The 12400-nt window shown below is 43.7% G+C and carries 13 protein-coding genes; 7 read left to right on the top strand and 6 right to left on the bottom strand.

The features are described from left to right. The 3 genes from HZC12_06200 to HZC12_06190 all read right to left on the bottom strand — a co-directional run. On the bottom strand, positions 1-741 hold a 741-nt coding region (locus HZC12_06200; GenBank protein ID MBI5026309.1), incomplete at its 3' end, for a 4Fe-4S ferredoxin. Between the two features lie 97 nt (positions 742-838). Continuing rightward, complete coding sequence (locus HZC12_06195; protein ID MBI5026308.1) at positions 839-2524, bottom strand: 4Fe-4S binding protein; 1686 nt, start codon at positions 2522-2524, stop codon at positions 839-841. Continuing rightward, positions 2503-3612: a glutamate synthase gene (locus HZC12_06190; GenBank protein MBI5026307.1), complete on the bottom strand. Its 1110-nt coding sequence runs from the start codon at positions 3610-3612 to the stop codon at positions 2503-2505. The genes HZC12_06195 and HZC12_06190 overlap by 22 nt, the downstream gene beginning before the upstream one ends. Before the next feature lie 296 nt (positions 3613-3908). Between HZC12_06190 and lptF the strand changes: the two genes are divergently transcribed. Together lptF and HZC12_06180 are read left to right on the top strand one after the other, a co-directional pair. Beyond that, positions 3909-5009: an LPS export ABC transporter permease LptF gene (gene lptF / locus HZC12_06185; GenBank protein MBI5026306.1), complete on the top strand. Its 1101-nt coding sequence runs from the start codon at positions 3909-3911 to the stop codon at positions 5007-5009. Then, entirely contained in the window at positions 5006-6079 is a 1074-nt protein-coding gene (locus tag HZC12_06180; protein MBI5026305.1) for an LptF/LptG family permease, read from the top strand. Before lptF ends, HZC12_06180 begins: the two co-directional genes overlap by 4 nt. 217 nt (positions 6080-6296) lie before the next feature. On the opposite strand, the gene deoC is transcribed toward HZC12_06180, so the two are convergent. The 3 genes from deoC to ilvE all read right to left on the bottom strand — a co-directional run bounded on the left by deoC (position 6297) and on the right by ilvE (position 8142). Beyond that, positions 6297-6956: a deoxyribose-phosphate aldolase gene (gene deoC, locus HZC12_06175; GenBank protein MBI5026304.1), complete on the bottom strand. Its 660-nt coding sequence runs from the start codon at positions 6954-6956 to the stop codon at positions 6297-6299. 4 nt (positions 6957-6960) lie between these two features. After that, positions 6961-7164, bottom strand: coding sequence for a hypothetical protein (locus tag HZC12_06170; GenBank protein MBI5026303.1), 204 nt, complete (start codon positions 7162-7164; stop codon positions 6961-6963). 78 nt (positions 7165-7242) lie between these two features. Continuing rightward, positions 7243-8142 carry a branched-chain-amino-acid transaminase gene (gene ilvE, locus HZC12_06165; protein MBI5026302.1) on the bottom strand — a complete coding sequence of 300 codons (900 nt, stop codon included), beginning with the start codon at positions 8140-8142 and terminating at the stop codon, positions 7243-7245. A gap of 99 nt (positions 8143-8241) precedes the next feature. Here ilvE and HZC12_06160 point away from each other — a divergent pair, with 99 nt between their 5' ends. The 5 genes from HZC12_06160 to gmd form a co-directional block, all read left to right on the top strand. Further along, complete coding sequence (locus HZC12_06160) at positions 8242-8673, top strand: hypothetical protein (protein ID MBI5026301.1); 432 nt, start codon at positions 8242-8244, stop codon at positions 8671-8673. 211 nt (positions 8674-8884) lie between these two features. Then, positions 8885-9466 (top strand): winged helix-turn-helix transcriptional regulator, encoded by a 582-nt coding sequence (locus tag HZC12_06155; GenBank protein ID MBI5026300.1) that lies wholly within the window; start codon positions 8885-8887, stop codon positions 9464-9466. A gap of 71 nt (positions 9467-9537) precedes the next feature. Further along, positions 9538-9837: a hypothetical protein gene (locus HZC12_06150; GenBank protein ID MBI5026299.1), complete on the top strand. Its 300-nt coding sequence runs from the start codon at positions 9538-9540 to the stop codon at positions 9835-9837. A 156-nt stretch (positions 9838-9993) separates the two neighbouring features. Then, positions 9994-11430, top strand: a complete 1437-nt coding sequence (locus HZC12_06145) for a mannose-1-phosphate guanylyltransferase/mannose-6-phosphate isomerase (GenBank protein ID MBI5026298.1) — start codon at positions 9994-9996, stop codon at positions 11428-11430. Then, on the top strand, positions 11427-12400 hold a 974-nt coding region (gmd, locus tag HZC12_06140), incomplete at its 3' end, for a GDP-mannose 4,6-dehydratase (protein ID MBI5026297.1). The genes HZC12_06145 and gmd, both read left to right, overlap by 4 nt.

Genomic DNA, 12400 nt, shown 5'->3' with positions numbered 1-12400 from the left:
TTCAGGTGTGTAGGCCATGAGCTTTTTCCATACATCAGGGGAAGTAGTAAGTTCCTCGTAGTAGGACATCCTGTCAATTGCTTCAAGGAATGGCTTCATATTGGCCTTAAGCCACTGCCAGTCCTGAGGTGTGAGGTCAAGAAGCTTTACATCCCTTCCGCTATATCCCTGAATAGGGCCGCGGAAATATATGGTGCCTCCGACCATTCCTACACATGGCCTGTACCCGAGGATATTCCGGGGATTTCTCGGATTTACTCCGCAGACAACAGCAATGCCGCCTGCCTTGAATTCAGCAAAGGAATCACCTACATCCCTGAAATACCATGATTGTGGTGGGTCGAACCTCGGATTGTGCTTTGTCATTGTGTCGCACCTTGCACCACCGCCTCCCTGGACATAAAGGATTCCCTGTGCAGCAGCATTAAATGCACCATTTGTTACATCGCCCAGAACAGTTATCTTTGCACCACAGTTGAGCCAGCCAACATCATCAGAGGCGCTTCCCTTTACAACTATCTCAGTGCCAAACATGCCCATACTTCCGAGCCTCTGCCCAACAGGTCCTTCAACTGTAATTAATAGACTCTCAGCCCTTGGCCAGATGCGTCCTCCAATGCCATGCTGTCCGTCAGATATTATATGGAGTTCCCTTGCGCCATCCCGGACAGCCTGCTGAATCTGCTCCTCGAGGATACGGGAGGGTACTCTATTGCCGTCAATGTTGCCATATATGGTAATGACCTTACTTAGTGACGAGTGACGAGTAACGAGTGACGAGTCTTTGCCTGTCTTCTTTTTACTCGTTACTATCGACTTGTTACTTGTCACTGTCTTTTTAGCACGCATAGCTTATCTCAAGCCTCTCTGCCATTGCTTTATCATCTATGCTCAGGCCATCTGACATGCCTATCGGCAGTTGTGTGCTTCTTCCCATAGGCGCGAATATTTTTCTAAGTTCCACATCTGCTGACTTGAAGACCTCAACCACACGCTCAGCAACTTTATCAGGGTCAAGTCTCCTGTAAAGTTTAGGATCCTGTGTAGTGATACCTCTGGGACACCTGCCAGTATTGCAGAGATTACATCTGTTATACTCATCTCCAAAACAATCTGCTGTTGCCTGCATTATGTATTTACCTGTATCCACAGCAGATGCGCCAAGCATGATAAGGGCTGCTGCATTTGCTGCAAGATTTCCCTTCTTTCCCACGCCGCCTGCTGCTATCAAAGGCAATTCATTCTGCTTCCCCTGCCTCACAAGGTCAAGGTAACACTCCCTGATGTTAGAGGCAATTGGATGACCCATTTTATCCATGGACACGTTGTAGGCTGCGCCTGTGCCTCCGTCCTCTCCATCAATACACAGGGCCGCTGCATAAGGATTTCGGGCAAGGTTGTTCAATACAGCCCTCGCTGTTTTTGTCCCTGATATCTTTGGATAAACAGGAACCCTGAAGCCCCATGCCATTGACATGGACTGTATCATCTTGGCAACTGCCTCTTCGATGGAGTATTTGGTCTGGTGCGTCGGAGGTGATGCAAGGTCCACATACATGGGAACACCCCTTATATTTGCTATAAGCTTCAAAACCTTGTAAGACATCAAGAGCCCGCCATCTCCAGGCTTTGCGCCCTGACCATATTTAATTTCGATGGCTGCAGGGTCTTCAACCATATGAGGCAGTGCATGGATAATCTCATCCCAGCCAAAATAACCTGAGGCGATCTGGATGATGAAATACTTCAGGAATTTTGACTTCAGGAGCCTTGGAGGCATGCCACCCTCACCGGAGCACATAACAACCGGTAGTCCTTCAACCTCATTTAGATATGTAATTCCCATGGCAAGCCCTTCCCACATAGGGGGTGAAAGGGCACCCACAGACATGCTTCCTATTCTAATGGGATATATCTCACGAACAGGCGGTATAAAGCCTCCTTCTCGGAATCGAGTCGTACCGACTTTATCAAGAATTAGCTTGCCATCTCTGGCCTTTAGAGGGAGCTGCTCGGGTGGAAGAATCCTTCCAAGCAGTGTGTGAATATGGAACTCATGACGCCCTGCATCGAGCGCAGGGTCGGTCAGCATTGATATCCTCGTGAACTTTAACCTATCGAGGGTAGAAACCGAAGGGTCATTCCTCCTGCCACCCCTCTTATATGGCTCTCCACCTTTGTTTTTGTAATGCAGAAATTTGTGCTGCGGATTATATTCAGGCTCTATTGCCTCATTTGGGCAGACAAGAGTGCATGTGCCACAGCCTGTACAATACCTTTCGATGTCTGTAACCTGCTCAACAACATTGACAATCCTTCTGACTGCCGTGGGTTCAGGTATCGGCCCTTCGGACTGGACAAAGCGCTGAACCTTTACAGTCGGCTCAATTGCCTTAACAGGGCATACTGCTGTGCAGCTGCCGCACCTCTTACACCTGTCATCCCTCCAGTGGATTATATAGGGGAATTCCTTTAATGTTAGTTGATGGTTATGGTCTAATCTTATCCCTGCTGCTGGTTCCATACTTTCACCTCCCTTGCCCCTGGTGAAACGATTACCATGTCATATTTCATGGGGAATATGTCTTTTCCCCTGTCTCTTTTTGGTATTGCCCTATCAAGGCCACATTCTTCAGACACAAGTACATATTTGCCCTTTACCCCACCCACAACACCAGGCCTTAGTTTTTTTGAGTCCTGAACCATAAAGCATGTCCCATCCGGTGTAAAACCAATAACACAGTTTGGCCCATCTATGCAGAGGGGGCGAATAGATTTTTTAATGAGCCTTAAAGCTTCCCTGTCATCACGCCCCTCTATCTCAGAGTCTTTAAGCGGTGTTATAACATCCTTATAATATGTAATGGGATAACCCAATTGCCTGCATGTGTAATGAAGGATATGAGTGAAAACCTCACTGTCACTGTTATAGCCCATATACCCTGGGAATCCTCTGCTTGTTAAATATTCTCTTATCGGGACAAAGGCTGTGTTCTCTCCATTTGTCATTGAGCTGTAACCCTGGATAAAGAAAGGATGGCAGGCATAGAGATAAATCTGATAATTTGTATTCTGCCTTCCCTGGGCGAGGATGATTTTAGCCTTAAGAGGGTTTTTGTCCAGGCCAAAAAACTCGGCAAGCTGAAGTGGATCGCCTACCTCTTTTAATGTAATAACATCGGGATAGAAAGAGAAGACAAAGACAGAGCCGTCTGCTTCCCCCATCTTTCGAAGGGTCAGTCTGATATTCATCAGGAGGTCTTCTTTTTCCTGCCTTGATTTGTTTTTATAGCGTGCAGGATAATCGTAAACCCTTGCAAAATAATAGTCACGAGGAATCACACCATTAACCTTTTTTATTTTTGGCGTCCATTCATGTTTGAGCTTGAATCTTTGTTTATCCATGAATTCATCAAGTATTCCTATGCCCTTTTTAGAGCAGATACCTGAGAGTATTGGATATCCCTTTAATTTTTCAAATTCTCCGCCCAGGTCCTTCAAGACCAATCCCATACCGGAGCCATCATGCCCCTCCTTCATGGTCTCCAGTGCCCATATATTTTCCATCACTGAAAAATAATCACTCGATGTGATAGCAACCAGACGGCACATATATTATTATTTGCTCCTTCCTGATTCGTCCCACAAACTTAATGCGTGTTAAAAAAACCTGATATCCTCAGGTATTTAGACGCGTTAAATCCGGTAATCGTTTATGCCGTATAAACGCATATTATACTATAACTTAACCTTCCCATATGTCAAATGTCTTGCCTGGGGGTGTCTCTATATTTATCTAACTCATTCAAAGACTTAGATGAGGTTAAAGGGTTGATTGCTGGCAAGCAGGATTTAACATAATTAGCCCTACCTTTTAGCTAATATAAGCTGTTATAATTGTGGACGCCATGATAATCCAGAGGTCAATCTTAAAAGAGCTTCTGATAAATTTCTCCCTTATACTTTTTCTCCTGACTTTTATGCTTTTTATGGAAAAACTCCTGAGGCTTACCAGGCTTGTAATGGGCAAGGGAGCAGGCCTCTTAGATATACTTAAAATCTTCATCTATCTCCAGCCCTCTATTCTGCTCCTCACAATCCCGATGGCAATTCTAATATCAGTGTTTCTCACCTATGGCAGGATGATGGCAGACAGCGAAATGGTTGTCCTTAAAGGAAGCGGCATGAGTTTCTGGGCTATTTCAAAACCTGCCTTTATCATTTCCCTTGCCGGGTTTTTAATTTCTATTACCTTCAGCCTGTATCTGCTTCCAAAAAGCGTGCAGTCTTTCAGACAGGCCATCTTTGAAGTAGTAGCCAGAAAAGCAGCAATGGTCTTAGAAGAGGGGACGTTTTCAACGGCCTTTAAAGGCACTGTCATTTTTATTAAAGAAATACCATCACAGGATAAACTAAAGGGAATCTTCATATACAAGGAGGAAGACTCATCCGGAGGAGAGCAGGACAGGAAAGAACCTATTGTAATCGTTGCAAAAGAAGGAACTCTGCTGTCCAGGCCTCAGGAGAGCTTGATAGAATTAAGTATGACAGACGGGATAATGCACACATTTGGAAAAAAGACCTCATCTGAGGTTACTTTTTCAAGATACAATCTTGTATTAATGTTCACGCCAGAGCCTTCAAAGGAGAAAAAGGTCAGTGAAATGGAAATTATTGAACTCTGGATGGGGCGGAAGGACAATGTCTTATGGAATGTTGAGTTGCACAGGAGATTTGCCATACCCTTTGCATGCCTGATTTTTGGTTTTCTTGGCCCTGCCCTTTCACTCAAAACAGGCAAGACAGGCCGCCTCGGCGGATTTTCTCTGGGTTTATTCACCCTTGTGCTGTATTATCTCATGCTCATCTTAGGGGAAGGCCTTGCAAAAGCAGGAAAGGTCCCGGCCTCTGTCAGCGTGTGGGGGCCGAATTTATTCTTTGGCGTAGTGGCTTTTTTGTCCTTCTTCAGGGCACATTCCGAGAGGCCGCTGTTAAGTCGGAAGTCATGAGACTCCTGAGAAGATATTTTTTAAAAGAATTCTTTAAGTTTTTTATCCTGAGCCTCCTGTCCCTTACAGTAGTCTTTCTGCTTGTAGAGTTTTTTGACAAGGTAGATGAATTCTATCCCAGAAGACCGCCTATTTATTTAGTGATATGGTATCTCCTCCTTCTTGCGCCCAAGTTCTTGCTTTTTGCCTCTCCAATGGCAGCTTTACTTTCAATCCTTCTCATCCTCGGCATGGCGACAAAGTGGAAAGAGATTGTCGCAATCAAGGCATCAGGGGGAAGCCTGAAAAAACTCTTCTCCTCTTTTCTTATCTTGGGTATAGTTGTAACTTTTGCAACGTTAATCCTCGGCGAGACAATAGCACCCATGGCAAGCAGAAAGGCATCTTACATAAGAAATGTAAAAATTTTGAAAAAGACGCCGAAAAGCACATTTAAAGAAGGAGCCCTGTGGCTGATAGGGCTTGACAGCAGTTTAATCCACATAAAGGCATTCGCAGGCGATGAAGAGAGGGCATCGGAGGTAAGTATATTTAGATTTGGCAAGGACTTCAGAATAAAGCAAAGAATAGAGGCAAGCGAGGCTGTCTGGACAGGAGAAAAATGGATACTCAATGATGTAATTATCTTTGATTTGAACAGCGGCAATACAACAAAACACAAATCTCTCCCATTCCCTTTTCTTGAAGAACCAAAAATATTTAAAGAGGAATTGAAAAAGCAAGATGAGATGAACTTTATCGAGCTGTATAGCTACTATAAAAGACTCGAAAGTGCTGGCTTTAAAAATTTAAGATATCTCGTTGACTTATACGGGAAACTTGCCTATCCCACAATTAATTTCGTCATGTTCATCTTCGGCGTAGCCCTGGCCCTGAGTGGTACAGGCACAGGAGGAGGGTTGAGGGCTGCTGGCCTGGGCATTGCCATAAGTCTTCTTTACTGGCTTATTTACTCCATAAGCATGTCCCTCGGTTACGCAGGAAAACTCCCGCCATGGTTCGCACCCTGGGTCGGGCCTGTTGTATTCGGGGCAGCAGGAATCTACACCTTTTCAAAAATCAGAGAATGAGTCTAAAGTTGGTTCTTCCGCAAAAAAGTTGAAAAAACGTATAAATAACCACAGAGGCACTGAGAATATGTTTCTTTTTAAAACCACAAAGAACACGAAGTTCACGAAGAGATAATAAATTAAAAACTTAGTGTTCTTCGTGCTCTTCGTGGTGGTCATATTTTAGTTTTTTCTCTGTGTCTCAGTGTCTCTGTGGTTTTCTTAATGCTTTTTTAGATTAACCCTTAGAGGAAACTTCCTTCATTATATTTACACCCGAGCTTGTGCCTATTCTTGTTGCTCCTGCTTCAACAAAAGACAGGACATCTCTGAGGGTTTTTATACCGCCAGATGCCTTTATACCTACCTTTCCACCCGTTGCCTCTTTTATCATGGCAACATCTCCAACCACTGCGCCGGCAGGCCCAAAACCAGTAGAGGTCTTTATAAATTCTGCGCCTGCATCCATCGCAATCAGAGAGGCCCTTATCTTCTCATCATCCGTGAGATAGCATGTCTCTATTATTATCTTATGCACGATGTGTGGTGTGGCTATCACGAGGTTTGAAATCTCTCTTCTTACAGAATCCCAGTGCCCTGCCCTGGCCTCGCCTATGTTTATAACCATATCAAGCTCGTCTGCTCCATCAAGCACAGCCTCCATTGCCTCAAACACCTTTGCCTTTAAGGATATGGCCCCGAGTGGAAAGCCCACAACAGTACAGACTTTTACTCCTGATCCCTTAAGGAGTTTCTTCACAAAAGGCACAAAACATGGATTTACACATACAGCATGGAAACTATGTTTAATAGCCTCACGGCACAGAGCCTCTATGTCCTTCTCAGTAGCATCAGGCCTGAGAAGGGTATGGTCAATGAGTCTGGCAATCTCAAGCATATTATTAGTTCCCGAATCCAGCAGTAAGAGTTGTCATTCCGAGCCCTTCGCTCACTGTCATTCCGAGCGGAGCGAGGAATCTTATGAGCCCTCCATCAGGCAAAACAAAGATCCTCTGCGGGTTCAAGTTACAAACTTGAACCCGCAAAACACTTCGCTCAGGGTAAACTCCGCGAAGCAATCTCACCTTTTGTAAAGAGATTGCCATGCACCCTTCGGGTGCTCGCAATGACAGATAATTTAGGTCAGCGGCATAGTTATCGCTGGATTTGGGTATTTATAAATTCTACTTGTCATATTCCCCCCATATAGAAGGGCCCATTGCACGTTTTTCCTTCAGGTAGCCGTCAACCTCTTTTCTGTAAGCCTTATGAAGCGTCATGGTAATCTTACCTGGTTTTGTGCCTATCTTTTTATCATCAACCTCAGCCACCGGCATTACCTCCATAGTAGTGTTTGAAATAAAGACCTCCTCAGCGCTGTAAATGTCCTCTGGCGTAAACTTTCCCTCTTTTATCCTGAATCCCATGCCTTCTGCTATATTAAGGATTGTCATTCTGGTTATCCCATCCAGAATCCCAACATCCAATTCAGGCGTGCAGATGATGCTGTTTTTTACAAAAAAAATGTTTGTTATCGTGCCCTCTGCAACATGCCCCCTGTAATTCAGCATAATGGCCTCATAAGCCCCTTTGTTCTTTGCCTCAATCTTTGCGAGGATATTGTTTAAAAAATTAAGGGACTTTATCATGGGGTTGAGGGCATCTTTAAAATTGCGCCTTACAGAAACAATCGCAATCTTTATCCCCTTCTCGTAATACTGTATGGGATATTCCTTGAAAGCCTCGGAAACTATTACAAAGGTGGGGTTGGGGCAGAGTTCAGGGTCAAGCCCGATGGGGCCTGGCCCCCTTGAGATGGTTATCCTCACATATGCATCGCTGTGGCTATTGGCCTTCATTGTCTCATAAATCGCTGCCTTTATCTCATCAAAGTTCTTGGGGATTGTAAGGCCAATCATGGATGCTGAACGGAAGAGCCTCTCTATGTGCTCATCGAGCTTAAAGACTATGCCCTGATAGGCCCTCAGGGTCTCATAAATGCCATCGCCATAGAGAAAACCGTGGTCAAAAACAGAAACCCTGGCCTCAGCCCTCGGCACCAGTCTGTCATTTAAATAAATCATATATGGAGTTTACCATGTATCAGCCTGTCAGGCAAACACCCCCCTCCCATGCAGTCTCAAAACTTGACACTTTAGGATATACCTGCTAAAAAGTATATTATGGATATGGAAAATGTCGTGCTCCATTATAAAAATGGAAAGATTTTAAAAGGCCAGTTAAAAGATTTCTCACAGAAAGCCGAAGCAATAAGCTTCAAAATGTCCGGGTCTAATAAAAGTTCCAGTATAAAGGTCTCTGATCTGAAGGCAATCTTTTTTGTAAAAACTTTTGAGGGCAATGCTAAACACAGGGAGAGAAAACTTTACAGCACCCGCAACGCCCACATGAAAAAAATCTATGTTAAGTTTAAAGATGGAGAGTCTCTCGCAGGTTATCTTGAGGGGCCAATACCATGGGATAAAGGCTTTTTCCTGTCAGGCAAAGAACCAGAACTTAAAGGCTTTTTCTTAATACCTGCCGATGAAGGCTCCAATAACTTAAAGATATTTGTTGTTCACTCCTCCATCGAAGACGTTGCAGTTCTCTCCTGAAAATACCAGCAATTCTCGGCGCTTCCCCCTTTTTGGCTGTTCCCCCAAATCCCGATTTAGAAAATGCTTTTTCCTTATAACTCCCCTCCCTCACCCTCACCCTCACCCTTTCCCATCAAGGGAGAGGGAATTTCAAGGAAATTCTATCTCTGTTTTTGGGTGTTCCTTTTTAGCTTGACAAAATAATTAATACTTGGTATATGTTCATACTATGAACAAGCTTGAGCCTGACAAAGACATCACACGGAGGCTCCTTGAGGAGCTCACCAGAGAATCCACCATCACACAGCGGACCCTTTCAAGCCGCCTTGACATAGCCCTCGGTTTAGTAAATGCATATATAAAGAGGCTGGCCAGAAAAGGCTATATAAAAGTCACCACCATTCCAAAAAACAGAGTTAAATATATACTCACTCCGAAGGGCTTTGCAGAGAAGGTTAAGCTTACCTATGAGTATATGCATTATTCAATAAACTACTTTAATGATGTGCGACAAAAAATCGATGGCATTTATAAGCAGATGATAGATTCAGGCGTGAAGAGTGTTCTCTTCTGGGGCGACGGGGAAATCGCCGAGCTGTGCTATATCTCCATGAGGGGGACGCCTCTTACCTTAATCGGTGTAATAAATGGTAATGGGGTTGAAAAGGGTTTCTTCGGCCATAATGTATATCCTATGGGGGATCTCAAAGACCTGAGTTATGATGCCATATTGATTACATCCCTCGATGAAAAAGAGATACAGAGGATAAAAGCCATTGGGTTTGACGGGAAAAAAGTTTATTCCCTTTAAAAGTTTATCCTGAGCGTAGCGAGGAACAATGGATACTACAGCCTCTACAGATTTTCGATGGGAGCGCAATATTGAGTGTTTTGAAAATCAAAGGAGTTGTAAGGCTTTTAAGTTCAGAGCCTGGAGAACCAGAACCTATTCCTGACGAACAGATAATTTCTTTAAAAAGACTTTTAGAAAGCAAAGAAGCCCTTGACCCCTATCCCTATCTTAAGGAAGGCCAGAGGGTCAGGATAAAAAATGGTCCACTTGCTGGTGTGGAAGGAATCCTCGTTGAGAAGTTAGGACAGCATATGCTCGTGCTTTCTGTGGATATTTTACGCCAGGGAGTAGCCGTAAAGATAGAAGCATCAAATGTTGAAACAGTTTAAAGTTAGAAGTTGAAAGTTAAAAGTTGAAACTCATAACTCTTAACTCATAACTCTAAACTCAATTGAGCCCTTGTAGGTTACCTACAATGTAACTGAAAGGGCGGAGCAGTGCAAAAACATGAAAATCTTAGTGGAAAAGATGAAGGCAGAGGTTCGATGAAGGCGATAATCCTCGCAGGCGGCAGCGGCACAAGGCTTTGGCCCCTGTCAAGAAAGAATTACCCGAAACAGTTTCTGAAGCTGAACAGCGGGCATTCTCTTTTACAGCAGACAATCATTAGACTTCTGCGGGCGGTGCCTGCTGAAGATATTATTCTGATGACGAACAGTGATTACAAATTCCACGTTCTATCAGACTTAAATTCTTTGTCTTTACCTTTGCCTATACATAATATTATCCTTGAGCCTGTTTCCAGAAATACAGCCCCTGCAATAGCACTTGGGATTAAATACTGCCTGGATAAATTAGACTGCAACGAAGAAGATGTAGTTTTCATCTCCCCTTCTGACCACATAATCAAGCCTGTTGATAAATTCATTAGATATTTAAAACAGGCGGAGGAGATCGCAAAGAAAGGTTATATAGTTACCTTCGGGATAAGACCCGACCGACCTGAGACGGGATACGGATACATTAAAGTGAGAAGTGAGAAGTCAGAAGTCAGAAGTCAGAAGTTTTTAGAAGTAGAGAGATTTGTAGAAAAGCCTGATGTTAAGACAGCTGCAAGATATGTAAGCAGAGGTAATTATTACTGGAACTCAGGGATGTTTGCATTCAGCATAGGCACGATGATAAAAGAATTCAAAAGATATGTTCCCGAAATAACTAAAATTGCATCTATGAATTTTAATGAGATGGCTGCAAGCTTCAATCAGATGCCTGAGATATCCATAGATTATGCTGTAATGGAAAAATCAGATAAAGTTGTGACACTGCCGCTTGATTTGTACTGGAACGACATAGGCTCATGGGATTCATTGTATGATATTTTTGATAAGGATAAGATGGGGAATATTAAGAAAGGCGACATTGTCGCGATAGATACCCAAAAGACAATGATACTTGGCAATAAGAGGCATATATCAACCATAGGAATAGAAGATTGTCTTGTAGTTGAGACAGAAGATGCCATACTTATTGCAAAAAGGGGAGAGGCGCAGAAAGTAAGGGATGTCGTAAATAAACTTAAAAAGGACAACAGGAAAGAGGCAGATGAACATGTCATGACATATAGACCCTGGGGAAGTTACACAGTGCTTGAAGTGGGACCCAGCTACAAGATAAAAAGACTAACGGTAAACCCTCGGGAGAGACTGAGCCTTCAGATGCATCACCGCAGGTCAGAGCACTGGGTGGTTGTAAAAGGAACCGCAAAAGTGACAATAGGTGACAGGGAGCTATTAATCCGTGAAAACGAATCTGCATATGTTCCGAAGTCAACGCTCCACAGACTTGAAAACCCTGGCAATGACCTTCTTGAAATAATTGAGGTTCAGAACGGAGATTATGTTGGAGAGGATGACATAGCGAGGTTTGATGACAAGTATGGAAGACAGGTTAAAAAAACAATATTTAAGGAGAAAAAATTGTGAAAAGGGCTTTTATTACAGGGATAACAGGGCAGGATGGTTCTTATCTGACTGAACTGCTTTTGTCAAAGGGCTATGAGGTTCACGGACTCATCCGCAGGGCAAGCACATTCAATACAGGGAGGATAGACCATATTTATACAGACCCGCATATCCCCGGGACAAATCTCTTCCTCCACTATGGAGACCTTTCTGATGCAGGCCAGCTTACAAATATTATCTATAATATCAAGCCTGATGAAGTTTATCATCTTGGAGCGCAGAGCCATGTAAGGGTGAGCTTTGATATGCCTGAATATACGGGGGATATAACAGCATTGGGCACAACAAGAATCCTTGAGGCAATAAGAAAAAGCGGGATAAAGGCAAAGTTTTATCAGGCGTCCTCTTCGGAGATGTTCGGCGCTACCCCTCCTCCACAGAATGAGAGCGCACCTTTTTATCCGCGGAGCCCTTATGCAGCAGCCAAGGTCTATGCCTACTGGATAACTGTCAATTACAGGGAAGGATACAATCTTTTTGCATGCAACGGCATACTTTTTAATCACGAATCCCCGAGAAGGGGTGAGACATTTGTAACAAGAAAGATTACGAGGGCAGTTGCAAATATTATTGCAGGGAAACAAAAAAGGCTCTATCTCGGCAATCTTGAATCAAAAAGAGACTGGGGATTCGCTCCTGAATATGTGGTATGCCAGTGGCTGGTGCTTCAGCAGGAAACGCCTGATGATTATGTAATCGGTACAGGCGAGAGCTATACAGTGAAAGAATTTCTGGAACAGGCATTCGGTTATGCCGGAATTGATATTGAATGGAAAGGAAAAGGAACGGGTGAGAAAGGTATTGTACGTTCACTGTCAGGGGTATCAACCCTGAACACCGGAGATGTTATTATTGAGATTGACCCGCGTTATTTTCGTCCGACAGAGGTTAATTTTTTGCTTGCAGATGCCTCCAGGGCAAAGAAGAAACT

The sequence above is a fragment of the Nitrospirota bacterium genome, assembly GCA_016214385.1.
Lineage (GTDB): Bacteria > Nitrospirota > Thermodesulfovibrionia > UBA6902 > JACROP01 > JACROP01.
Note: the sequence above shows the minus strand (reverse complement) of the source record. Positions and strands in the feature narration are given on the sequence as shown.